This is a genomic window from uncultured Granulicatella sp. (assembly GCF_963516875.1).
Taxonomy (GTDB): Bacteria; Bacillota; Bacilli; order Lactobacillales; family Aerococcaceae; genus Granulicatella.
On the sequence record NZ_CAUQCL010000017.1, the window covers coordinates 1 to 26,329 of the forward strand.

A 26,329-nucleotide genomic window follows, 5' to 3' on the forward strand; every position below is an offset into this window, starting at 1 on the left:
TACCGACCTCCAAAAGTTAGATTTTTGGTCTAACTTTTTGGGGTCGGAACAGCGAAGCTGCTGCCGTCCATTGCTACAGTATAAGAAGTCTAATTCTTTTCCACTTGTAGGCGGTACATCTGTGCGTACATTCCGTCTTGTTCAACTAATTCAGCATGATTCCCCTGTTCAATAATCTCACCCTTATCCAACACAAAAATCTTATCTGCATGAACAATTGTAGACAAACGATGCGCAATCATAACAGTCGTACGATCCTTCGACAGAACTTCCATTGCCTGCTGAATCATCCCTTCCGTTTGCGTATCCACATGAGAAGTCGCTTCATCCAATACTAAAATCGTTGGATTAAACGCTAACGCTCTCGCAAAAGAAATCAACTGACGTTCCCCAGACGAATACTCCGCCCCTTTATCTTGAATCAGTTTATCCAACCCTTCTTCAGAACGCTCTAAAATATGCTGACCCCCAACTTGAATCAACGAATTTTCCATTACATCAGTCGTGATAGAAGGATTCTCCAACCCAATATTACTTCCTAAAGTTCCAGCAAATAAATACGGATCTTGTAGCACAATCCCCATCTTCTCACGCACTTTACGCTGATTCGATAAAGCAATATTTTGATGGTCAATCCAAATTTCTCCATCCGTTGGGTCATAAAATCTAAATAACAAATTCATAATCGTAGACTTACCAGAACCCGTATGCCCTACAAAAGCAACTGTTTCACCCGCTTCAATCGTAAAGGAAATATTTTTCAACACAGGAGTTTTTCCATCATAAGAGAAAGATACATTTTTAAATTCGACTTTTCCATCTTCCATGACAAAATCAGCATCTCCTGATTTTTCGATTGGTGTTTCCATTAATTCAATTACTCGACCACCTGCTGCAAAAGCATGTTGCAATCCTGCAAAAATTTGTACTAAATTATCAATCGGATCATAAAGACGATTAATATAGTCCACAATCGCATAAATAAATCCAGCCGTTAATCCTAATGTTCCTCCTAAATATTTCACACTTAAATATAAAACGGCAAACATTAAAGTAACATTTCTTAGAAACCCGACAACACTCCAAGCTAAGAAAGATTCTACCTTTAATTCTTCAAGACCAATTCCTTTCCACTCTTGAACAATCTCTTCATACTCTTTATCCACTAGTTTTTCTTGTTGAAATACTTGAATAATGGACATCCCTTGAATGATTTCATTTAGTTTCCCATTCATATTACTAAAGCTTTCTCGAAGAGGTCCCGTAAATGCTCCTGCCTTTTTACTAAATACTACTTGCCATAAAAGAATGGCTGGAATGACTAATAATAGAGCAGCTCCTAATCGAATATTCAAAGAAAAAATGACGACATAAATGCCAACAATAATGATAATACTATTTAACACATTAGCAGTTGCTGCAACAAAGAAGTTTTGACGAACAACTTCCGTATCATTCGTAATTTTTGACACAACTTTCCCTGCTGGCAATGAATCAAAATAACGAATCGGTAAATGTTGAATCTTATCAAATAATTCATCTCTTAAACGTTTTGTTAAACTATTGGACATCACACTTAAAATAAATCGTCCAAAATAAGCAGATAACGCTGAAATGAGTAATAAGCCAAAATAGACTGCAGCAAATTGAGTAATCTGCCCCCAATGAATGACTCCTGAATTTTCTGATGGAGTAATTACTAAGTCAATAAATTGCTTCGCAACAATTGGAGCATACACTCCTGAAGCTGAAGCGAGTAATAATAAAATAAGTCCAATGAAAAAGGAACGTTTTTCATAACGAATATAGCTTAATAACCAAAAAATTGTTTTTAGCATTCTTCGCTCACCTCTCCTTCTTCTAATTCTTGTTTCAAGTATTGTTCATAATACCAGCCTTTTTGTTCGAGCAACTCTTCATGAGTTCCTCTTGCCACAATCTGACCTTCTTCAAATACTAAAATGCAATCTGCATGTCGAATTGCAGATAAGCGATGTGCTGTAATAATATTTGTTTGAGCAAGTCTTTCTGATTTTAGATGATCTACAATTTGTTTTTCTGTTTTAGCATCCACAGCTGACAGGGCATCATCAAGTAATAAAATTTCAGCATTTCTTAGTAATGCACGGGCAATGGATAATCGTTGTTTTTGCCCACCACTTAAAGTAATCCCTTTTTCGCCAATCATTGTATCCAATTGTTCTGGCATTCGACGAATATCTTCCGCTATGGCAGCTTGTTCCAGCACATCCCACACAACGGCTTCTGTCACTTCTTTATTAGCAAGTTTCAAATTTTCTAAAATACTTTTAGAAAATAACACATGTTCTTGTGGTACATACGCCATTAAAGCATCCACTGATTGACGTTTCCAATGAATCAAATCCTTCTGATTCAATAAAACTGTTTCATTTTGATAAGGATATTGATGCAAGAACTGTTTTAAAAAGGTCGTTTTCCCTGAACCTGTTTTTCCGACAATTCCAATCGTTTGTCCTTTTTTTATACTAACTGAAATATTTTTCAACGTTGGACTTTCTTCACCAGGATAAGTAAAGGAGAAATTTTCGAATCGAATTTCTTCGAATTGTCCTAATTCTTCCTGTCCATCTTTTTCTATATCATCGCTTGTTTCGAATAATTCAAAAATTCTCTCAAACGAAACTTTCCCTTGTTGAACCATTACGACAAGGTCTCCGATTAAATACAATGGAAAGACTAATAATCCGATATAAATTGGAAACGAAACTAAGCTCCCTAATAAAATTTTTCCTTCTTGAACAAGTCCTCCACCATAAATCAACCCAATCAGCATACAAATTCCTACAACTACTTGTGCTAATGGAATAAATAACATTCCCAATTTAGCTACTTCAATATTTTTTTGAAGAGAATCTTCTGTTTTATTTTGGAAAATTTGACTCATTCTATCTTCTTGACCATAAGCTCGAATAACATAAGTTCCATCAATCATTTCTAATACTTCCGCATTCATATCAGAAATAGCTTTTTGAGCATCCCCATACACTATTTCAATTTTATCCGTTAATCGATAAAGTGCATAGGCTAATACAGGCATTGGTAAAACTGAAATCAACGTCAACTCCCACCATACATTCATCACCATATTCGACAAAACAGATAAAGTAATAAAGAATGCATTTAGAAAAGCATATACTCCAAATCCTATTAAAGTCCCAATTGTCTCAAGGTCTTCACTTGAACGAGTTACAATATCTCCAACTCTAAACTTTGTATAAAAGGGTGCTTTTTTCCATAATAATTGCTTCATCGTCCCTAATCTTAAATTGGTAATATAGTCAAAACGTCCAAACCATATCCAATACATTAATGCAGAATCTAATACGTAGACTCCTACTAATGATAGGAAAAAGAATCCTATATATCCCAAAAGTTGTGATTGTGTCAATGATTGATCTACAATCGCATTGACAATTTGTCCTAATATTTTTGCAGGAACGACTAATAAATAACTATTTAAAATCGCACTACATACAATAACGACATATCTCACCCAGTGCTTTTTAAAATAAACCCCTAGGTGTTTCATAATGACTTTCATATATCCTCCTTACTCCCACAGAAATTTGACAAAAAAAGACTAGTTTCGTATACATATATACACAACTAGTCCCTCCACTTTTATCTATGAAAAAAAGCTAACTACCTACTACAGCAGACAGTTAGCCTCATTTCGCAAAACCAAAAATAATTAAAGTGAGTATATTAATACATTGTCATATTCTGTAAGGAGATTTTAGTTGTTTTGTTCAATTGTTGATGTTTTCCATTTAAGTTGTTCATTACAACTACCTCCTTCATATTATTTGTTAAACACTTTGCTTAACACACTCATCGTACACCCAAATGAGATTTTTTGCAAGTGAATTTTTACACGGTTATACCATATAAATTTAAAAATGATACAATTCTCTCCTCAGGTGTTAGTCGATTAAATGTTGGTAAGTTATCTACCTGTTTAATTTTAATCGACATTCTTTTTGCTAATGGGCTTAAGACATTACTTAAGTAAACTCCAAATAATCCCGAAACTAAAATTGTTGTTGGTTTAAATTGAAATTCTGCAAACATTTCTAAAAATTCTTCTTGAATTGTTTTTGGATCAATCGTATGTATCAACTTTGTATAAGAAACGGCATCTTTATCCGCCATTTCAATCATAAAAGGAATATTTTGTTTAGAGAAATCTGAACTCACCAATTCTTGTACCCCAATTCTAACTTGCATTGAAACATTCACTGTTACTTCAATTCTCTCCATAAATTTAGCAAACTCAAATTCAGAAATTTGTAATTCAGCTGGTGTATTTGAAACATAATATTGATATTTTGGAATATCTTTTAATGCCAACATTTTTTCTTGTTGAACATAATTGACCTCTTTTGTACGTTGATTAAACGTAAATACTGGGTAAGTTTGATAATAGTTTTTTTGTTGTTTATTCCAAACTACCTCTAATTTTTCAAGATTTCCTTCTTGTAAAACTAGTGTGAATACTTGTTCGACAAATTTTCTATTTTGATTCGTTACAGCTGTACTTTTTCCAATATTTTCTTCTGTAAAATTTAAAATATTCGGCAATACTTCAAATTTCTTAACTTCAATTCCTAATCTTTCCATTCTTTGAATCTCAGTATCATAAATAATCGATTTCTTCTCAAAACGAATTTGAATGCCTTTTAATAGCCATTGTAAATCCAATTCTGATTGACGAGTTGCTCTTTCTAAGCGACATTTCTTTTCAATAGTTGTTACAAATGCTAATTCTTCTTCATTTTTTAATAGTTGAATTATTAAACCTTTAGTATGATTCTTTTCAAATTGAAATACGAATTTTGTTTCACCTTTTAAGGTTCTAAAAACAACATGCCCTTTTTTTGATGAAAACTTATTTAATTCTTGCTCTAATTGCAAGGCTAATTCATACATTGATGAAGCCATCTAATCCTTCTCTCTTTCATAAATTTCCTACTCATATTACCATAGTTTAAATGAAATATCATTGTATTTATGAAATTAATTGTATAAAAAAAGGATTAACGGTTACTTCCATCAATCCCTTTAGTATTAATTGTTAATATCATTAACCAGCAATAACTTGAGTACCGCCATCACCTTTTAATACTTCAGCAATATTTTCTAATGAAGTAATGATAGCTTTACCTTCTGGATAGTTTTCAACGAATGCAATTGCTGCTTCCACTTTTGGTAACATTGAACCAGGTGCAAATTGATTTTCTCCAATATATTTTTTCAATTCGCTAGTTGTTACAGTTTCTAGTTTTTGTTGATCTGGTTTATTGAAGTTTACATAAACATTGTCAACACCTGTTAACACGATGAATAAGTCTGCTCCAACTAATTCAGATAATGTTTGACTTGCAAAGTCTTTATCGATAACTGCTTCAACACCTGTTAAGAATTTAGTTTCTGGATCTTCAACAACTGGGATACCTCCCCCACCTGCTGTAATGACAACAGTACCTGTAGCAATTAAGTTTTTAACTGTGTTTACCTCTTTAATTCCAACTGGTTTTGGTGATGGAACTACTTTACGGTAACCACGACCAGAATCTTCTTTAAATGTAGCACCAGTAGCTGCTGCTTGTTCTTTAGCTTCTTCTTCAGTTAAGAATGGTCCAATTGGTTTAGTTGGATTTGAGAATGCTGGATCGTCTTTAGAAACGATTACTTGTGTTACTACTGCAGCTACATCTTTTTTAATGCCACGTGCTTGTAATTCATTGACTAATGCATTTTGTAACCAGAATCCGATTGATCCTTCTGTCATCGCAACACATGTATCTAATGGCATTGCTGGATTTTTTTCTGAATCAGCTGCTGCTTGTTGTAATAATAAGTTACCAACTTGTGGTCCATTACCGTGAGTAACAACTAATTCATCGCCATTTTCAATGAATTGTACTAAGTATTTTGCTGTTTGAATTAATGCTTCTTGTTGTGCTTTTGCTGAAGCATCTGATGATAAAATTGCGTTACCGCCTAACGCTACTACGATTTTACGTGACATATTTATAAACTCCTTTATGATTAAAACTAAATCTTATACTATTTTTTACCTGCTAGTCGATATACTGCTTCTGCATAAATATCCATTGAATCAAATATATCTCTTAGCGACATTTTTTCATTTTCCATATGGAATGTAATTGGTGAATCTGGGAATACTGCTCCATAAGCGACACAATTTTTCATTGTACGAGCAAATGTTGCGCCACCTGAAGATTGTGGTAAATGAGTTGTATCTCCAGTTTTTTCTTGATAGACAGCCATTAATGTATCTACTAAAACACTATCCAATGGAACATACAATGGTCCTAAATAATCATATTCTTCATACTCTAATCCAAATTCTTTTGCTTTTTCAGATAGAGTTTTGACAATTGCATCTTTATCTGCTAATACTGGAATACGAATATCAATACGAATTTCTGATTTTTCTGGTGTAATCGTCACACCTGCTACATTGAATGTTAAACCACCTGATGGCTCATCTTCAATTTTCCCTAAAATACTACTTCCTGTAGCATCTTCCCCAACTCCTTCAGAGATAAATGCTAAGGCTGGATGATTCACAACTGAATGAAGTCCTTTTACTAAGCGCACTAATGCATTCACACCAAGAGGTGCATCTTTTGCATGTTTAGAAACTCCTAAAACAGTTACTTCATCCTCTTGTGTTTTATATTCAAATTTTAACGAAGATAATTTCTCTACTACTTGAGAGAAATACTCTCCCTTATAAGATGCTTTACCTGGAACTACATTGAAAGCATCTCCTGAATGAAAGTCTAAAGCGTCGCTTCCTGATCCATGCAATTTCACTTGTAATAAACCTTTTTCAGCATATGTTAATGGGAATTCTGCATCTGGTGCAAATCCCATTGTCGCTACTTCTTCTAACTCGCCATAACGAGCTAAACAGCGCCATAATGTTTCTTCGTCAGTCCCAAAAATGAATCGGATACGTTTGTCAAATTCCACTCCAGCATCCATTAATGCTTTTACGGCATATAAAGCTGCCATTGAAGGACCTTTATCATCTTGAGTCCCTCTTCCATATAAGAAACCATCTTTTAAAAAAGCTTCAAACGGTGGCGTGTCCCAATTATTCAAATCCCCTGCCGGAACAACATCCAAGTGACATAAAATTGCTAAAGACTCTTCGCCACTTCCTACTTCAGCATATCCATAATATCCTTTAGGATCAATGTAAGTACTAAAGCCAAGTTCACGACATAGAGCCAACGCATCTTCTAATGCGAACTGAATATCTTTTCCAAAAGGAGTGTCTCCTTCACCTTCATTTAGGACAGAAGGAATACGAACCAATCGTTTAATCGATTCAATACATTCTTCTTTGTGTTTTTCTGTAATAAATGTGCTCATCGTATCCTCCTTAAGAATAAGAAATCCCCCCTAAAATCGAGGGGAGTTCTTTTAAAATTATTTGACTAATTAAATATTAATGAATGTTCCTAAGATTAATAATAGGATTGAAACGCCCATTACAATACCTACTAATTTAGCAACAAATTTCCACCAAGTTGTAATTTCAATACGTCCTAATGCTAAAGCACCCATTACGATACCTGAAGTTGGTGATAGTAAGTTTAGTACCCCATTTGCTGATTGGAAAGCAGTAATTACTAATGATTGAGATACATTTACGAATTCTCCTAAAGGAGCTAAGATACCAATTGTAGCACCTGCTAAACCTGAAGAAGAAGGAATTAAGAATGATAATGGTAAGTAGAAGATGTATGTTAATACAATAAATACTTGCGCTGATAAACCTGATAATGCATTTTCACCAAAGTTCAAGATTGTAGCTGTAATCATACCATCGTTCATAATTACTTGAATACCACGAGCTAATGCACAGATTAAAGCAACGCCTAATAAATCTGCAGCACCAGTCATAAATACTTGAATGAATTTTTCTTCTTTCATTCTATAAGTGATACCAACTAATACAGCCATCATTAAGAATAACATTGTAATTTCTGGGAAGTACCATTCACCTAAAGGTGCTGATTGACCAAACACTTGACCCACTAATGGTAGGCCAACAATAAATTTATTCACATCTTCGAATACATGAATATTGAATTTAGCCCATGGAATTAAACTTAAAATCATAACAACAAATGTTAATACAAATACTGTTAATACAGCTTTTTGTTTTCCACTTAATTCTGCTTCTGTTTGTTCAACATTGAAGTATGTTAAGTCAGCTTCACGTGTAGCAAATGTATATGATTTAGAAGCATCTTTTTCAATTTTGCTAGCATAATTATATACATAGAATGCTGAAATTGCCCACATTACTACGAAGAAGATTAAACGTAATCCGATACCTTCAGCAACACTGATACCTGCTGCATCTGAAGCAACCCCTGTAGCAAATGGATTAACTGTTGAAGCTAAACATCCAATTTGAGAACCAACTAATACAATGGCTACCCCAGTAATTGTATCGAAACCTACCGCTAACATAACTGGTACGATTAATGGGTAGAAAGCCATTGTTTCTTCACCCATACCATAAGTTGTTCCACCTAATGCGAATAAGAACATTAATACAGGAATTAACGCTTTTTCACGTCCTTTATATTTACGAACGATTGAAGCAATCCCTACGTCAAGAGCTCCTGTTTCAGTAACAACTCCTAAAAATCCACCAACCATTAAAATAAAGAATGAAACTTGAATTGCACCTTCTGTTTTTAATGCAATTTCATTAGGTTTTCCTTCATTAATTTTATGATCACGACCTAACATACCATAAACTGGAGACATTACCACATCATAAAACCCTTGAGGGTTTGAATCAACTTGTTGGTAAGTACCAGCAATTAAGTTACCATCTTCTGTTTTATCATATTGTCCAGCTGGAATAATCCAAGTAAATAAAGCCATAATTGCAATAATAATGAATAAAACAGTATATGAAGAAGGCATTTTAAAACCTTTTTTCTCAGCTACTTGTTCAGCCATAATAATATCCTCCATCTATCTATAAAAAAGACCATTCTAGTTCTGATTCAACATCAGAACCAGAATGGCTTTCTATGTTACTTTTTGTTATTAAACTTTGTTTACAAATAAGTTACCTGCAGTTAAAGCCATGATTGCTTTAATTGAGTGCATACGGTTTTCAGCTTGATCGAATTGACGAGCATATTTGCTACGGAATACTTCATCAGTAATTTCCATTTCTTTAATGCCGAATTCTTCAGCAATTTTCTTACCGTATTCTGTTTCAGTGTCATGGAAAGCAGGTAAGCAGTGTAATACGATTAAATCTTCGTTTTCAGCTTTACGTACTAAGTCCATATTAATTTGGTAAGGTTGTAATAAGTTTACACGTTCAGTGAATTTGTCTTCTTCACCCATTGATACCCAAACGTCAGTGTATAATACATCTGCACCTTTAACAGCCTTTTCAGCATCATCTGTAATTAATACACGAGCTCCGCTTTCTTTAGCATATCCTTCTGCTAATGCAACTACTTCTTCTTCTGGGAATAATTCTTTTGGTGAGAAGATATGAACGTTCACACCTAAGATTGCACCTGTTACTAATAAACTGTTTGCAACGTTGTTACGTCCGTCACCACAGTAAACTAATGTTAATCCTTCTAATTTACCGAAGTTTTCTTTAACAGTTAAGTAGTCAGCAATCATTTGTGTTGGATGCCATGCATCTGTTAAACCATTCCATACAGGAACGCCAGCATATTTTGCTAAATCTTCACAGACTTGTTGGCTGAATCCACGGAATTCGATTCCATCAAACATACGGCCTAAAACTTTTGCTGTATCTTCTACTGATTCTTTTTTACCTAATTGAATATCATTTTTACCTAAATATTCTGGGTGAGCACCTAAGTCGATTGCTGCAGTAGTGAAAGCTGCACGAGTACGAGTAGATGTTTTTTCGAATAATAAAGCAATGTTTTTGCCTTCTAAGAATTTATGTGGTACACCACGTTTTTTCAAATCTTTAACGTGTGCTGAGAAGTCGATTAAATATTCGATTTCTCCACGAGTGAAATCTTTTTCTTTTAAAAAGCTACGGCCTTGGAATACTTGTGTCATATGTGGAATGACTCCTTTCAAAATTGTAATTCTATTTTTTCTGATTGAAGATTATAAATTTTCACGTTCAAATGGCATTGACATACAACGTGGACCACCACGACCACGAACTAATTCACTTCCACGAATTTTATGTAATTTAATACCATATTGTTCAAGGATTGCATTTGTTACAACGTTACGGTCGTATACAACTACTTCCCCTGGTGCAATTGTTAATGTATTAGAACCATCGTTCCATTGCTCACGAGCAGCTTCTACTGGGTCTCCGCCACCACATGGGATTAATGTTACAGAAGGTAATCCTAATGCTTTCGCTAATACGTTTTCTAATTTATCTTCAGTTAATTCAATATTAAGCGCACCATTTTCTCCTTTTGTAATAGAGAATACTTTTAATCCGCCTTGAATTTCTGGATGGATAGTAAATTTATCATAATCGATATGTGTAAATACAGTATCTAAATGCATGAATTTACGGTTTTCACCAATTACGAATGCTAATACTTGTTTGAAATCAGTTTCAGCAAATAATTTTTGAGCAATTTTTTCAATTGAACGAGCATCTGTACGTTGAGAAATACCTACAGCTAATACTTCTTTAGAAAGAACTAACTCATCTCCACCTTCGATACGAGTATCTTCAGTACGGTCATAGAAGAATGGAACTTTTCCATTTCCGTATACTGGGTGATATGTGAAAATATATTTACCATAAATTGTTTCACGGTTACGTGTATCTGCATACATGTGGTTTAATGAAACTCCGTTTGCCATTGTAGCGAATGGATCACGAGTGAAGTATAAGTTTGGCATTGGGTCTACTACAAATGGATAATCTGTTTCATACATACCTGCTAAAGTTGTGGCTTCTGCCTGAACTTCAGTTTTACGGAAACCTTCCATTGTTTTTAATACCAAGTCAAATGTTGGTAATGATAGTAAGTGATCTTTAATTGCTTTTTGAGAAGCAACACTTGCTACACCAGCTTCTGCTAACCATTCATCTACGAATTCTTCACGAACGCCTGCAGCATCAATTGCTTCAGCTGCTAATTGTTCTAAGTATAAAACTTCTACTCCAGCGTTACGAAGAGTTTCTGCAAATGCATCATGTTCTTTTTGAGCATCTTCTAAATATGGAATATCATCGAATAATAAACGTTCTAGATAGTCTGGCATCAAATTTTCTAACTCTTTACCTGGGCGATGCAAACAAACTTTCTTTAAGCGTCCAATTTCAGAAAATACGTGAATTGGGTTTGACATAATAGCCACCATCCTAATTAAAAATTTGAACAGTTATGAATTCATAGCTTAGGAAACAACCAATAAGTTGATCAGACTTATTTTTGATGTAATTTCCTTACGCGACTATCTTACCTCTAAATGAATTCGTTTTCAAGTTAGTTTTTAGTTAAAATCTCTGATTCTATTTTATTTTTCACTTTGTATTTTATATGAAATTTTTCACTTTCTTTTTCTTATTTTTTTCATTTTAGATTTCTCTAGCTCCTTATTATGAAGCTAACAATTCTTTTAATCTATAAATTTTCAGGGATATAGTTTCACAAGAAAATACTTTCATTTTGTGAATATTTCTTTCATTTTATTTTTCATCTTATTTATTTTTGAAAAATCTTATTTTATTTAATTCATTTTTAACTTTTCTAACCTTTTTATTAATTTAAAGTTTTTTATTATTCTTAACTATCATTTTTATTACTTCTTTCTATTTTAAAGTAATAATCATCCTCTTATCATCACAAAAACATTTTTCAATTAAATCTATTTCATAAATCTCACCCCTATTAAAATATCTTTCGCCTTCACCAACCAAACCATTCTACACCTAAACACATCACTAGTAACTGTGCTATCACAATAAATGGAACAAATGCTACTCTTTCTATTCCCTCTTTTTTCAAAATCAACATCACCCCTAATATCCCTCCGCCAACAACAAAGGATAGTAAAGCAATGAGAACAATTTCTTTTACGGGATACCACAAGGCAACTGTCGCTAAGTAATAACAATCACCCAGTCCAAATACTTCTTCCTTCCGTAGTAAATAACCTACAGCATAAATTCCTCCATAGAATACAACTGCTACTAACATTGATAGAATGTATACATTCCCTAATGAACTACTCAAATTAAATACTATATGAAACAATCCAACTATCACTAACCCTTTCGGATAAATCACTTGCTCTTGTAAATCCGTTAAACTACAAAAAATAGCTAAACTAGCTAATAACCATAGATCCACTAAACCCATCCATTCTCTTCCATCCCCTATTCCCGTCATGAGCATAAACATCAATCCTGATGCAACTTCCACAATCCAGTAACGAGGTGAAATCTTTCTTCCACAATAACGACATTTCCCTCTTAACCACATCCATGAAAGAACTGGTATCAAATCTTTCCAACTTAGTTCATGCAAGCACTCGACACAATGAGAATGTCCCCTTATAAAATCTTCTTCCTTTTCCAATCTTAAAGCAACTACATTCAAAAAACTCCCCATACAACACCCAACTACAAAACTCAATATCCACACAAAAAAGCACTCCTTTCGATTTAAGCTTTCGTTATTTTCCTTCTATCTATAACTATGCTTTTTTTCGAAAAAAATGCTTTTTATTTTTAATTTTCTATTTTAATTTCTTCTACAATGCCTTCTTTATATAAGCCTGAATATTCTTTATACCAATCAAATATATGAGTAACAATCACTTTCAAGACTGCATAACCAGGAACTCCTAATAAGAGCCCCACTAATCCAAATATTTTACCCGTTGATAGTAATACTACTAAAATAGTCACTGGGTGAATTTGTAATGAATTTCCTAAAATTAATGGAGAGACAATTCTTCCTTCTAAAGTTTGCTCAATAACAAAGACGATAAATACTTGGACAAACATCCATGGTGAAATAACAAAGCCAACGATTAACGCAGGTAAAATCCCGAAAAATGATCCAACATATGGAATCACATTTAATGCACCTGCTAAAATCGCAATGGTTACACCATAAGGTAAACCGATAATGGCATATCCAATTGAAAACATAATTGCTACCGCAATCGCAACCGTTAATTGACCTCGAATATAGGAACTAATTTGTTGATTCATTTCTGTTAACACAATACTCATACGTTTGCGAGTTCGAGTTGGAAATACTTTAAGTATTCCTGGTAAAATTTTCTCCCCATCTTGTAGTAAATAAAACAGAAGAATTGGCATTGTAATAATTCCAATCATAAATTCCCCAACTGCTCCGACAACATTTCCAATTCCGCTAAACGTAACATTCAACAGACCATTCACTCTTGTTCCTAGTGATTGTATGAAATCCATATTAATTCCGTTCAACTGTTCTTGCACTGCTGAAAATGTATTACTTTGTACAACTCGTTCCACTTGTTCACTAATAATTCTGTAATATATTGGTAATTGAGTCACTAATTCTCTTAATTGTTTTTCTACAATTGGAATAAAGCTAAAAATTGCTGCCAATAACAAGACAATCAGTAAAATAAAGTTTAATAAAATAGCAATCGATTTATGAACTCCTTTTTTCACTAGAAAATCTTGAATCGGTTTAACCATATAAAATAAAATTCCGGCACCTACCATTGGAAACCCAATAATGGAGAAAAATCCTTTTAATGGAGAAAAAATATACGAGATTTTAGTGAAGACAAAAATGTTAATAAGTAGAAGTAAAATAATCAATAATGTACTCACTAGTTGATTATTTAAAAACCATTTCCAAAACCATGATTTTGATGAAGTTGTGTGTTCGATTTCTTCCATTAAAGGCACCTCGTTTTCTAAAATTTAGTTCTAGTGTATCATATTTTTATCTAAATAAACATTTTTGAGAAGGAATTTTTTATTTTTTTTAAGAACCGTGCTACTATATTCTCAACGATACATTAAGGAGTTGATTCATATGACTGAAAAGTTCTATTTAGGTACTTATACTAAACGTATGAGTAAAGGAATTTATTCTGTTCAATTAGATACTGAAAAAAAACAATTTTCAAATTTAACTTTAGAAGCAGAAATTGAAAATCCAACTTATCTTGCTTTAAACGCTGACCATTCACTACTAGCAGCTGTTTCAAAAGAAGAAACGGGTGGAATTACTATATTCGATACAGCGCAAGCAGAGACTTTAACAAAAGTTTCTCACTATCATGATACAACAGCTGTTCCATGTTATATTGCATTTAATAAAGAATCCAATCATTTATTAGCGGCTAATTATCACGAAGGTCATGTTTCTTCTTACAAATTTGATGCAGCAGTAACATTAGTGGATCGAGTTATTCATCCTTCACTTGAAGAGAAACAACCTCACGTTCACTATACGGACTATACGCCTGATGAAAAATGGATTGTAGTTTGTGATTTAGGAAGTGACATTGTAGCTACTTATCAACAAGATGTCGAAAAACTTCAACGTGTTTCTACCTATAATAGTAGAAAAGGAGCAGGCCCTCGTCATTTAGCTTTCCACCCTACTCTTCCAATTGCGTATTTAATTTGCGAACTCCACGCTAGTATTGAAGTATTAGCCTATGATGCTGAAACTGGAAGCTTTACTTTTATCGAGCAACACTTGTTAACAACAGCAGAACAACAAGCATGGGGTGGAGCGATTCATTTAACAAAAAATGGGAAATTCTTATACGCTAGTAATCGTGGCTATGACCGTATTTATGTCTTTCAAATTCAAGAAGACACAGGTTCATTAACACTTGTAGCTGATTACGATACGTTTGGAAGCGTCCCACGTGATTTCCACTTAAGTAAGGATGAACGATTTGTCGTCATTGGACATCAAGAATCTAATAATTTAACTCTTTATGAACGAGACAGTGAAACAGGAACCTTAACACTTTGTCAAAAAGACTTTTTCGCACCAGAAGTTGTCTGCGTCATTCCGTTTTAGACAAAAATATAACTCCCCTGAAAATCTCAGGGGAGTTTCTTATAAACTTTTGAAAAAGACTTTTCTGCCGTCCTTTGCAACATCAGAAAAGTCTTTCGAATTCACATTATAAGGTAACTGTTGCTTCACCAATTTTAGAAGATGCTAATGCATTTCCTGTTGTAATTGATAAGTTTGCAATTTTATCCATATTTGTTAAAGCTACAATCATGGGAGTATCTTTTCCAGCTGCTTTTACTGCTTCTAAATCTACAGTAGAAATCACAGTAGTTTGATCGACACGTTGTCCCACAGTTACAACTGTATCAAAAGGCGCTCCTTGTAATTCCACTGTATCAATTCCCATATGCAATAATACTTCTACACCATTATCTGTTTTAATTCCTACAGCATGTTTCGTTGGGAATACATTTATCACTTCCCCTGCTACTGGTGAAGTAATCACACCATTTGTTGGTAATACAGCATATCCATCCCCCATGAATTTTTGAGAGAATACTGGGTCATTAATTTCTGTAATAGCCACTACTTCCCCTTCTGCTACAGCAAATAATTCTAATTCAGGAGTAACTTCTTTTGTTACTTTCTTTTTAAAAAATCCAAACATCTAATCATCCTTTCAATTCTTTAACCATAGTATAGCATATTTTTAAATAAAAACCTTATTCCTTTTATATTTTTTAAGATTTTTATAGAAATTTTTCTCGTAAACCTTTATACTTACATTCAGACATAATAAAGGAGTGATATTTTGATTACAATGATTGAAATTATTAAAACAATAATTTTAGGAATTATTGAAGGGGTAACAGAGTGGTTACCGATTAGTAGTACTGGACATTTAATTTTAGCAAACGAAATTTTACAATTGGATGTTAGTCCAAAGTTTCAAGATATGTTTAATGTAGTTATCCAACTTGGTGCCATTTTTGCCGTTGTAATTTTATACTTTAACAAACTAAATCCATTTGAAGGAAAGAAAACTCGTAAAGAATTTTTAGCGACTATTGAATTATGGAAAAAAGTGATTATCGGTTGTATCCCTGCCATCGTAGGAGGATTATTATTAAATGATTTTATGGATGAATATTTTAATAAAGCAATCGTTATTGCGACAACTTTAATTGTTTACGGGATTGCATTTATTGTGATTGAACGCCGTCATAAAATAGTGGAGCCTCGTATTCATTCATTTGAAGAATTGGATTATATAACAGCGATTAAAATTGGTTTATTCCAAACTTTAGCATTAATTCCTGGAACTTCTCGTTCAGGTTCTACTATTTTAGGGGGACTATTAGTTGGAACAAATCGTTTTATAGCAACAGAATTTTCTTTCTTCATGAGTATTCCAATTATGTTTGGAGCTAGTGGGTTAAAATTATTAAAATTTGGATTCCACTATACAAGTGCAGAATTATTGATTTTATTAGTGGGATCTGTTGTATCATTCTTCGTTTCACTAATTGTTATCAAGTTCTTATTGAGCTATTTAAAACGAAACGATTTCCAAGCATTTGGTTGGTATCGTATTATTCTAGGGATTATCGTATTAGCTAGTTCGTTTTTCCTTAAATAACAGTCGAAAAGGTATTTTATTGTAGTATTAGGACGCCAGTCCCTGTAATAGAAGCTCTCGGTTCTATTACCCATACTACTATAAAATGACTTTTCTCTTTTCGCTCGTATTTAATAAAATCTCCTTCTACAATCATTTTAAATATTGTATCATCACTAAAACAGCCAGCAGAAAATTCTGCTGGCTGTTTTTTCCCTTTTATTGACAAGCTACTGCTTGGATTTCTACTAGTGCATTTTTTGGCAATGCTGCTACTTGGAAAGCGGCACGTGCTGGGCAATTTTCTTTAAAATAAGTTGCATAAACTTCATTCATTTGTTGGAAATGAGCAATATCACTTAAATAAATCGTCGTACTCACAACATTTTCTAAAGTCATTCCAGCTTGTTCTAAAATCGCTTGAATATTTTTCAATGATTGATGTGTTTGGCTAACAATATCTTCCCCTGCAAATTCTCCTGTTTCTGGTACGATTGGTAATTGTCCTGAAACGTACAAGAAATTTCCTGAACATAATACTCCTTGCGAATAAGGTCCAATTGCTGCTGGTGCTTTATCTGTATGAATTATTTTTTTCATATTTCTCTCCTTTAAATAAATACATATTTTTTCATTCGCTCACAAGCTTCTTGAATTCTTGTAAATGGTAGTGCTACATTTAATCGAATATGAGTTGGTCCATGAAAGACTCTTCCATCTAGCCAAGCGACACCTACATCTGTTCCTCGTTTTTGTAATTCATCAATCGTAATACCATTTTTTTCTAGATATTCTTTACAATCAATAAAAATAACATAGGTACCTTCTGTATTTGTCACAGATACTCCTTCAAAATGATCACGAATATAGTCACAAACATACGTCATATTTTGATACAATACTTGTCTTAATTCTTCCAACCACTCATACCCTTCTGGTTGATACGCCCCCATTAAAGCATGCATCGATAGTACATTCATCACATTATAATGAGATTTACTTCCTTTTGCATTCACTCTATCTCTTAATAAATCACTATAAATAATATGATAGGCAGCTACTAAACCAGCTAAATTAAAAGTCTTACTTGGTGCATAAAATGCAATTGTACGACTCTTAGCATCTTCCGAGACACTTTGTGTTGGAATATGTTTCACTCCTGGCATCACTAAGTCTGACCAAATTTCATCAGAAATAACCGTTACATCATATTTTTGATAAATCGCCATTACTTTTTCTAATTCTTCCTGATTCCAAACACGACCTGTCGGATTATGTGGCGAACATAAAATGGATACATGGATATGATGTTTACGAATCTTTGCTTCCATATCTTTATAATCGATACGGTAAACACCGTCTTCATCTTTCACTAATGGACTGAGTACAATATTAAAGCCATTATTTTTTAAAACTTCGGTAAATCCTCCATAAGTTGGACTATGAACTAAAATAGCATCTCCCGGTGACGCAAAAGAAGTTAATGCTGAAACTACTCCTCCTAGTACACTATTATGATAACCAATATGTTTAGCTGTTAATCCTTCCACTTGATGGTGAAATTGGTGCCAACGAATGATGGCATTATAATATTCTTTTGGTTGCATAAAATAACCAAAAACTGGATGTTCTAACCGTTCTTTCATCGCTTGAATCGCAGTTGGAACTGTTGCAAAATTCATATCTGCTATCCACATCGGAATCACATCGAATCCTTCCTTAGGTCGGTTAGGGGCTTTCCCTGGAATTAAACCTAAGCCATCCACTGCCATCGCATCTTTTCCATGACGGTTTATTTCTGTTGTAAAATCATATTTCATCATATTTCTCCTTTCCCCTCTTGTGTAGTAGTACTAGTATAGCAGAAATCTTCCAACGAACAAAGAAAAGCTACCATCTTCTAATAAACAAAGAAAAAGACTTTTCCAGTAACAAAGCTATTTGTTGCTACTTTGAGAAAAGTCTATCATTTATAATCTATTTTTTCATTGAAGATAAGATTCTATATCCTCTTTGTGCGATAAAGTCTGCTACTTCATCTGGATTTTCAGAATCCACGTGAAGTACTACTTGTACTTTTCCTTCACGGTGATACACAGAAATTGTATCTACATTGACATTATGATCACGTAAAACATTTGAGATATCTTCTAATGGACCAGGTTTATCTTCATTAATTTCAATAAATAAACGAGAACCTGGAGTGTTATACCCTGAAATATCAATGAACGCATCCATAATATCTTTATCAGTAATAATTCCTACTAAGTTTCCTCTTGATTCAAGAACTGGTAAAACGCCAATTCCTTGTTGTCTCATAATTGAAGCAGCTTCTTCTAAGACAGCCGTTGGTTTTACAGTAATGACTTGTTTCAACATAATATCTTTAGCAGTTGTTTTATTTAATAAGTAATTTAATTCATGCACACTTAAACTTGTTGCCATTGAAGGTGAATTTTGAGCGACCAATTCAGCTGTTAATAATCCTACTAATTTGTCTCCTTCAACGACTGGAAGACGATGCACATCATGTTCTTTCATTAAATCTAATGCTTTCATAACAGTTGTTGTTGGTTCAACGGTTATTAAGTTTGTTGACATATAATCTTTTACTTCCATGATTATCCCCCTAAATATGCTTTTTGAACATCTTCACTTTCAAGTAATTCCTTACCTGTACCTGATAATACCACAGATCCTGTTTCTAATACATACCCTCTTGATGCAATCGATAATGCCATTTTCGCATTTTGCTCAATTAGTAATACAGTCGTTCCTTGTTTTTGAATTTCTTGAATAATATTAAAGATTTCTTTAATGAAAATTGGTGCTAATCCCATTGATGGTTCATCTAATAACAATAGTTTCGGACGAGTCATTAACGCACGTCCCATCGCTAACATTTGTTGTTCCCCACCTGATAATGTTGCAGCATCTTGATTTTTACGTTCTTCTAAAATTGGGAATCTCTCAAAGATAGCTTTCATATCTTTTTGAATTTCCTCTTTATCATTTCTTAAAAATGCTCCTAAATCAAGGTTTTCTTTTACTGAAAGTCCTCTAAATACGTGACGACCTTCTGGAACTTGTGCTAAGCCAAGTGAAACAATTTTTTTAGCAGGTAATTTCGTAATATCTTGACCTAAATATTCAATTGTTCCAGCACTTGGACGTACTAATCCAGATAATGTTTTTAAAATGGTTGATTTTCCTGCACCGTTAGCACCGATTAGAGAAACAATTTCTCCTTCGTTAACTGTGAAGCTTACATCTTTAACGGCTTGAATCATGCCATAATGTACACTTAAATCTTTTACTTCTAACATGATTACTCTCCTCCTAAGTAAGCACGAATAACATCAGGATTTTTCTTAATTTCTTCTGGTGTTCCATGTGCTAATAATCTTCCATATTCTAATACATATAGACGTTGGCAAATTTCCATAACCAATGACATATCGTGTTCAATTAGTACAACGGTTAATCCGAATTGTTCTTGGATTTGCGCAATTAATTTTGTTAGATTTGCTGTTTCTTGTGGGTTCATCCCTGCAGCAGGTTCATCTAAAAATAAAATTTTTGGTTTCGTAGCTAAAGCACGAACGATTTCTAATTCACGTTGTTGTCCGTATGCTAAATTTTTCGCTTTATCTTGAGCAAACGATTCTAAGTTGAAGATTTTTAATAACTCTAATGCTTCTTCTTTCATCATTTTTTCTGTTTCATAATACGCCTTTGTTCTGAATAAACTTGAGAATAATGAATTCCCTTTATGCGCATGCATCGCTACCATTACATTTTCTAATACTGTTAAATCTTTAAATAAACGAATATTTTGGAAGGTACGTGCTAGCCCTAATTCAGTAATTTTATTTGGTGCAATTCCATTTAATAATGTCTTACCATTTTCAGTTTCTAATTCGATGGTTCCTTCTGTTGGAACATATACCCCTGTTAAAAGGTTGAAGAATGTTGTTTTACCGGCACCATTTGGACCAATTAATCCAATTAATTCTCCTTTTTCTGCTTTAAGAGAAACGTTCGAAACAGCTGATAATCCACCGAAATTTTTTGTTAAACCTTTTACTTCTAATAAACTCATTCTGTTTCTCCTTTCTCTTTTTTCTTCAATTTATTACTTAAGAGTGTTCCAAAACGGAATTCCCAAGTTCCTAATAATCCACCTGGACGGAAGATCATAATTAAAATTAACGCTACTGCATAAATAATCATACGTAATTGTCCAAATGGTTGTAAGAATGTATTAATAATTCCAAGTAAAATTGCTGCAACAAATGAACCAGTAAAACTACCGATTCCTCCAAATACAACAATGATTAATACATCGATTGATTTCATAAATGTAAAGTCACTTGGTGTTACAGTTCCTAAATAAGTCGCTGTTAATGTTCCACCAATACTTGCTGTAGCTGCTCCAATAATGAAAGCTAACATTTTATAGCGAGTAACATTTACCCCCATTGACTCTGCTGCAATTTCATCTTGTAATACTGCATAAGTCGCACGACCTGCACTACTATTGGCATAGTTTAATACTAAAATTGTTGTTAAAACTAATGCAATATAAACAATTGTCCATGTTGTTGTTAATGGAACACCACTAATCCCTGCAGCACCATTTGTAATTTTCATATTATTTAAGGCTACACGAATAATTTCAGCAACCCCTAATGTTGCAATTGCTAAATAGTCCCCTTTTAAACGAAGCGTTGGTAAACCAACTAAATAAGCAATCACGATTGAAATGACCACACCCACTGCCATTCCAGCAAATAAACCCGCTAAACCACTAACCGCTTTCCCGATAATAGCAGCACTATAAGCACCAATCGCAATAAATCCAGCATGACCAAGTGAGAATTGACCAGCAACCCCCAAAATTAAATTTAATCCAACTGCGAAAATAATATTAATCATGATATTAATAAAAGTACTTTCATAATAGAAATTAATCACTCCTACTTGAACTAACACTTGAAGTAATAAATAGACTAATACTGCAGAAGCTAACCAAATAAGATTTTTCTGATGAAATCGTTGCATGTTTCTCACCTACACTTTCTCTTTAACATTTTTACCAAACAAACCTGCTGGTAATACTAATAAAATAACAAATAATAGGAAGTAAACTACTCCATCTTTATATGGAGAGAATCCTAAATAGCTAACGAGTGTTTCTAATAAACCAATGACATAGCCACCAACCATGGCACCTGGAATACTACCAATTCCACCTAATACCGCAGCTACGAATGCTTTCAATCCTGGTACAATCCCCATTGTTGCAGAATACGTATTATAGTATAAAGCAACTAATACTCCGGCAATCCCGGCAAGACTTGAACCTAATGCGAATGTAAATGAAATCACTTGATCCACATCAATCCCCATTAATTGAGCTGCATCTTCATCCACCGCAACGGCACGCATCGCTTTCCCCATTTTTGTATAACGAACGATGAATTGTAATAATGCCATTAAAATAACTGTTGTAGCAAAAATTAAGATTTGCTTTCCATTAATCGTAATATTACCGAATAAAGTATAGTTTGTAGTTCCAAAATCAGATGGGAATGGACGAATTTCTGCTCCGAAAAGATAACTCATCACATTTTCAAGTAAAAATGAAACCCCAATTGCTGTAATCAAAGCAGCAACACGAGTCGAACGTCTTAAAGGTTTATACGCTACTCTTTCAATCAGTACTCCTAAAACTGCACAGGTAACCATTGCTAATAGAAGAGATAAGAAAATATTTAACCCCAATCCATTCATTGCATAAAAACCAACAAATGCACCCATCATATAAACATCACCATGAGCGAAGTTGATTAATTTAATTGTTCCATAAACCATTGTATAGCCAAGTGCCACTAAAGCATAAATACTTCCTAGCGCAATCCCATTGACTAATTGTTGAATCAATAGCTCCATTTTAAGCTCCTTCCTTATAAAAAAACGTTTTTAATATTTGCCTATCATGTGAAAAAAGAGGCTGACTGCCTCTCTTTTCTAAAATTTTATTGATTATTGTGCTGCATATTCTTTGGCACTTACTTCTTCACCATTTTGGAATTCGATAACAACTGCTGATTTAACAGGAGTGTGATCTTTACCCATTGTGAATGTACCAGTTACACCATCGAAGTCTTTAGATTCTGCTAAAGCTTTTTTGATTGCTTGCGCATCAGTTGAACCTGCTGTTTCAATAGCTTTCATTAATAATTCAGCTGCATCATATGCTAAAGCTGCAAATGAATCTGGTGTTGTACCATATTTTTCTTTGTACGCTTTGATGAATGCTTGAACATCTGCATCTGTACTTTTAGCTGAGAAGTGAGCTGTATAGAAGACATTTGTTAAGTTTGCTTTGTTACCAGCTAATTCTGCTAATTTTTCACTTGATAATCCATCTCCACCAACGATTGGTTGAGTGATTCCTAATTCACGAGCTTGTTTGATGATTAAACCAACTTCTTCATAATATCCTGGGATGTATAATACATCAAATGATTTTGATTTTAATGAAGTTAATACTGCTTGGAAATCTGTATCTTTTGATTGATAAGTTTCTTTCGCAACAATTTGTCCACCGATTTTAGTATCTGTATAAGTTTTTTCGAATGCTTCTGATAAACCTTTTGAGTAATCACTAGCTGAGTCTTGTAAAATTGCCACTTTAGCATTTGGGAATTTTTGGCTTACAAATCCTGCACCTACAACACCTTGATAATTATCAGAGAAACATACACGGAAGATATAGTCGTATACTGATTCTGGATTTTTTGCATCTTTTAATGTAATGCCGTCCCCTGTTGTTGCTGGGAATACAGCTGGAATTTTTGCTTGTTCCATGATTGGAATTGAAACTTGAGCATCCCCAGTTGTTGCAGGTCCTACAACCCCAACAACTTTTTCAGAAGCTAATTTTTTAGCTACAGAAGCTACTTCTGTTTTTTCTGATTTATTATCATAAGAAACATATTTTAATTCTTTATCTAATAACTTTCCTTTTTGTTCAACGGCTAATTTAACAGCGTTATCCATAGCTGAACCATAAGCGGCAACGTTACCTGTTAACTCAAAGTTACCTCCAAGTTTTACTGTGTTACCATTTGAAGCGCCACCTGCGCTACATCCTGCTAAAATTGCTGCTGATACCAATCCTAATCCAAATTTTTTTAAATTCATCATAATCCCTCATTTCATAATCTGTTTTTTAGTGATGAGAAGATTATATAATATTCTGACAATTCATGCAATTGTTTTTTTTAAATTTTTTTGAAATTTTTTAATTGTTTTTTAATCCATGACAACTTAGCGCTTACATTTTGTGAAATAGATAATTTTGATGAAAGATAGATCTCCTTAAAGTAGTAATGCACCATGAGATTCGCTTTAGCGAAGCTGCCGGCGTACCATTTACTACTACAAATAAGATTTTGTCAAACACCTTGTTTGATTTGTTGATACTGTTTCTTTTGAAAAATAACAAAGAAAAAACAGTAAACCTTTTTTGATTTACTGCTCCAATGTTTATCAAACTATAAATTTTTGCAAATTATTATTTGTTGATTCTTTGGGTTACTATTCTCATTATCCAATGAACTAAAATTAAATTTAGCACCATTAAAATTACAGACAAAATAGAAATCATAACTATATCTGTAAAATGATACCCAAAATAATGAATAGATTTAGATATCAAAAAAATACTAATTGGTAAAAGTGCAATACTTGAAATCAATGCCGGTATATATCTTCTTATCACAGGACTTTGTATTATATGAATTACTAAATGCATTACAAAAGCAATAAATACCCCTATCCAAAGTATATAAATTTCCCAAAATATACTCATACCTGTTACTATAATACATATTATATATTCTTCAAGTACAGCTATTGCAAAACCTTCACTGCTAAAACTATTGTATAATCTTTGAAGCATACTATATTTTTTTACTACATCAAAATTCTTTTCAAACCATAGTCTAAAACCTATTATTTCTTCCATTTCATGAATCATGAAAATAATAGGGAATAACCAAAATATTCTTTCCATTTTTATCCCCCTAAAACACGGATTTTTTTGTCTACATTAATTAATGTTATACCATTTTTATCTTTTATCACAGTCCTAAATCTTTACTCTTGATCTGTGTTAGTTCCTTTTCTTTACGCACTCCCCCATACAAAAAAGTAGGAATAGACTTCTTCTCTGCCAAATCATAACCTCATATCATTTAAAAAGGACTTTTCGCTGTAGTAAGAGTAATGGTAGCCACTCTGGCTACCATTACTAAGGGAAATTCGAGACCTAGGCTCGGATTTTAGGCATGAGACACCTTCGGTGGCTGCTGCCGACCCTTACTACTTAAGAAAAGTCCATTTCTATAAAAACAACCTTCAAATAATCACTCAACGGTGTATATGGTGCCACTGGAAAATCCATCGGCAATTTCTTCTGATGTGCTAAACGATATCTTCTACCAGAAGAACAAAGTCCCTTATGAATCATTTCTAAAAATTGCTTCTCTGAAACATTTGCCGCATTCGTCGACAAAATTAAATTCCCATTTTTTGCCGTTAACGGAACTAACTGCTCCACTAAACCAGAATAATCTTTCGCAACCGAAAAAGTTCTTTTCTTTGTACGAGCAAAACTAGGTGGATCTAACACAATCGTATCAAACGTTAAATCTTTCTTCGCAGCATATTTAATATAATCAAATACATCCATCACATAAATCTTCTGCTCAGATACATCTATCCCATTCACTTCAAATTGTTCTCGAGTCTTTTCTAAACTGCGATTAGCAACATCCACACTCGTTGTTTGAATTGCACCACCCATTGCTGCAGCAACAGAAAACGCACCCGTATAACTAAATAAATTCAAAATCGTTTTTCCTGCACTGTAGTCATCTCTTAATATTGTACGAACTTCCCGTTGATCTAAAAAGATTCCAGTCATCAATCCTTCATCAAGATACGTTGCATAACGAACTCCTTCTTCTTGAACAATTAATGGCTCACTCGCCTTAACTCCTCTTACAAATTGACTTTCTGGTAGTTTTTCTTTCGAAGCATAACGAATCTTTTCATAAATACCTTGGATACTTGGGATTGCCTCTTGCAATTGTTCGACTATCAACTCTTTCCATTGATAGATTCCTGCACTATACCATGAAACAACGACAAAGCCATCGTACCAATCAATCGTAATTCCACCAAGTCCATCTCCTTCCCCATTAAACAATCGAAAAGCTGTTGTACTATCATCCATCAATAAAGAAGAACGTTTTTGTGCTGCTTTTTGGAATAAGCCTTTTACAAATTGAGGAGTTAATTTTTCGCCTTCTTTTTTAGAATAAACCCAGCCGATTCCTTTATGTTGAAATCCTACATAAGCCATTGCTAAAAATTCTTTTTTCTCATCACAAACACGGACACATTCGCCTTCTTTTGCTTCCAGTGGTTTTGCTAAATCTTCTTGATTTAATAAAGGCGAACCCTTTTTCACTAATTTTGCAGCTTTTGTTTTTAAAATAATTTCTTTCATCTATTGATCATCCTTTTTAATTTCATTCCTTTACTATCTTAAAACAGT

Annotated in this window: 23 protein-coding genes; 2 read left to right on the forward strand and 21 right to left on the reverse strand. The window is 33.6% G+C overall.

The window, feature by feature from the left end; translation table 11 throughout:
- Positions 1-89 precede the first annotated feature (89 nt).
- The 10 genes from RWM24_RS06765 to RWM24_RS06810 all read right to left on the reverse strand — a co-directional run bounded on the left by RWM24_RS06765 (position 90) and on the right by RWM24_RS06810 (position 13,993).
- Positions 90-1,838, reverse strand: coding sequence for an ABC transporter ATP-binding protein (locus RWM24_RS06765; protein ID WP_314112743.1), 1,749 nt, complete (start codon positions 1,836-1,838; stop codon positions 90-92).
- The gene (locus tag RWM24_RS06770; protein WP_314112745.1) at positions 1,832-3,583 is read right to left on the reverse strand and encodes an ABC transporter ATP-binding protein; all 1,752 of its coding nucleotides are present in this window, start codon (positions 3,581-3,583) and stop codon (positions 1,832-1,834) included. The genes RWM24_RS06765 and RWM24_RS06770 overlap by 7 nt, the downstream gene beginning before the upstream one ends.
- 329 nt (positions 3,584-3,912) lie before the next feature.
- Positions 3,913-4,983 carry a hypothetical protein gene (locus tag RWM24_RS06775; protein ID WP_314112747.1) on the reverse strand — a complete coding sequence of 357 codons (1,071 nt, stop codon included), beginning with the start codon at positions 4,981-4,983 and terminating at the stop codon, positions 3,913-3,915.
- A 142-nt stretch (positions 4,984-5,125) separates the two neighbouring features.
- The gene (gene arcC / locus RWM24_RS06780; RefSeq protein WP_314112749.1) at positions 5,126-6,073 is read right to left on the reverse strand and encodes a carbamate kinase; all 948 of its coding nucleotides are present in this window, start codon (positions 6,071-6,073) and stop codon (positions 5,126-5,128) included.
- Between the two features lie 38 nt (positions 6,074-6,111).
- A complete protein-coding gene (locus RWM24_RS06785) occupies positions 6,112-7,452 on the reverse strand; it encodes a M20 family metallopeptidase (RefSeq protein ID WP_314112752.1) in 1,341 nt (446 codons plus the stop codon).
- Positions 7,453-7,521: 69 nt separating this feature from the next.
- On the reverse strand, positions 7,522-9,063 hold the full coding sequence (locus tag RWM24_RS06790) for a YfcC family protein (RefSeq protein WP_314112754.1): 1,542 nt from the start codon (positions 9,061-9,063) through the stop codon (positions 7,522-7,524).
- A 90-nt stretch (positions 9,064-9,153) separates the two neighbouring features.
- A complete protein-coding gene (gene argF, locus RWM24_RS06795; protein WP_314112756.1) occupies positions 9,154-10,167 on the reverse strand; it encodes an ornithine carbamoyltransferase in 1,014 nt (337 codons plus the stop codon).
- Between the two features lie 51 nt (positions 10,168-10,218).
- Positions 10,219-11,436, reverse strand: coding sequence for an arginine deiminase (gene arcA, locus RWM24_RS06800; protein WP_314112757.1), 1,218 nt, complete (start codon positions 11,434-11,436; stop codon positions 10,219-10,221).
- Between the two features lie 560 nt (positions 11,437-11,996).
- Entirely contained in the window at positions 11,997-12,734 is a 738-nt protein-coding gene (locus RWM24_RS06805) for a prepilin peptidase (protein WP_314112760.1), read from the reverse strand.
- Positions 12,735-12,820: 86 nt separating this feature from the next.
- Positions 12,821-13,993 carry an AI-2E family transporter gene (locus tag RWM24_RS06810; protein ID WP_314112761.1) on the reverse strand — a complete coding sequence of 391 codons (1,173 nt, stop codon included), beginning with the start codon at positions 13,991-13,993 and terminating at the stop codon, positions 12,821-12,823.
- 139 nt (positions 13,994-14,132) lie between these two features.
- On the opposite strand from RWM24_RS06810, the gene RWM24_RS06815 reads away from it, so the two are divergent.
- A complete protein-coding gene (locus tag RWM24_RS06815; protein WP_314112763.1) occupies positions 14,133-15,137 on the forward strand; it encodes a lactonase family protein in 1,005 nt (334 codons plus the stop codon).
- A 106-nt stretch (positions 15,138-15,243) separates the two neighbouring features.
- Here the strand turns inward: RWM24_RS06815 and RWM24_RS06820 are convergent, their stop codons facing one another.
- Positions 15,244-15,744: a PTS glucose transporter subunit IIA gene (locus RWM24_RS06820; RefSeq protein WP_314112765.1), complete on the reverse strand. Its 501-nt coding sequence runs from the start codon at positions 15,742-15,744 to the stop codon at positions 15,244-15,246.
- Positions 15,745-15,897: 153 nt separating this feature from the next.
- On the opposite strand from RWM24_RS06820, the gene RWM24_RS06825 reads away from it, so the two are divergent.
- The gene (locus tag RWM24_RS06825) at positions 15,898-16,716 is read left to right on the forward strand and encodes an undecaprenyl-diphosphate phosphatase (RefSeq protein WP_314112796.1); all 819 of its coding nucleotides are present in this window, start codon (positions 15,898-15,900) and stop codon (positions 16,714-16,716) included.
- A 198-nt stretch (positions 16,717-16,914) separates the two neighbouring features.
- On the opposite strand, the gene RWM24_RS06830 is transcribed toward RWM24_RS06825, so the two are convergent.
- The 10 genes from RWM24_RS06830 to RWM24_RS06875 form a co-directional block, all read right to left on the reverse strand.
- Positions 16,915-17,295: a RidA family protein gene (locus tag RWM24_RS06830; RefSeq protein WP_314112767.1), complete on the reverse strand. Its 381-nt coding sequence runs from the start codon at positions 17,293-17,295 to the stop codon at positions 16,915-16,917.
- Positions 17,296-17,306: 11 nt separating this feature from the next.
- Complete coding sequence (locus RWM24_RS06835) at positions 17,307-18,515, reverse strand: aminotransferase class I/II-fold pyridoxal phosphate-dependent enzyme (RefSeq protein ID WP_314112769.1); 1,209 nt, start codon at positions 18,513-18,515, stop codon at positions 17,307-17,309.
- 157 nt (positions 18,516-18,672) lie between these two features.
- The gene (locus RWM24_RS06840) at positions 18,673-19,314 is read right to left on the reverse strand and encodes a CBS and ACT domain-containing protein (protein ID WP_314112771.1); all 642 of its coding nucleotides are present in this window, start codon (positions 19,312-19,314) and stop codon (positions 18,673-18,675) included.
- 2 nt (positions 19,315-19,316) lie between these two features.
- Entirely contained in the window at positions 19,317-20,021 is a 705-nt protein-coding gene (locus RWM24_RS06845; RefSeq protein WP_314076869.1) for an ABC transporter ATP-binding protein, read from the reverse strand.
- A gap of 2 nt (positions 20,022-20,023) precedes the next feature.
- Positions 20,024-20,797 carry an ABC transporter ATP-binding protein gene (locus RWM24_RS06850; RefSeq protein ID WP_314112773.1) on the reverse strand — a complete coding sequence of 258 codons (774 nt, stop codon included), beginning with the start codon at positions 20,795-20,797 and terminating at the stop codon, positions 20,024-20,026.
- The gene (locus RWM24_RS06855) at positions 20,794-21,759 is read right to left on the reverse strand and encodes a branched-chain amino acid ABC transporter permease (RefSeq protein ID WP_314112798.1); all 966 of its coding nucleotides are present in this window, start codon (positions 21,757-21,759) and stop codon (positions 20,794-20,796) included. Before RWM24_RS06855 ends, RWM24_RS06850 begins: the two co-directional genes overlap by 4 nt.
- A 9-nt stretch (positions 21,760-21,768) precedes the next feature.
- Positions 21,769-22,641 (reverse strand): branched-chain amino acid ABC transporter permease, encoded by an 873-nt coding sequence (locus RWM24_RS06860; protein WP_314112800.1) that lies wholly within the window; start codon positions 22,639-22,641, stop codon positions 21,769-21,771.
- A gap of 102 nt (positions 22,642-22,743) precedes the next feature.
- Entirely contained in the window at positions 22,744-23,907 is a 1,164-nt protein-coding gene (locus RWM24_RS06865) for an ABC transporter substrate-binding protein (RefSeq protein ID WP_314112775.1), read from the reverse strand.
- Between the two features lie 373 nt (positions 23,908-24,280).
- A complete protein-coding gene (locus tag RWM24_RS06870; protein WP_314112777.1) occupies positions 24,281-24,781 on the reverse strand; it encodes an HXXEE domain-containing protein in 501 nt (166 codons plus the stop codon).
- A 312-nt stretch (positions 24,782-25,093) separates the two neighbouring features.
- Positions 25,094-26,281 (reverse strand): class I SAM-dependent rRNA methyltransferase, encoded by a 1,188-nt coding sequence (locus RWM24_RS06875; RefSeq protein WP_314112779.1) that lies wholly within the window; start codon positions 26,279-26,281, stop codon positions 25,094-25,096.
- Between the last annotated feature and the right edge of the window lie 48 nt (positions 26,282-26,329).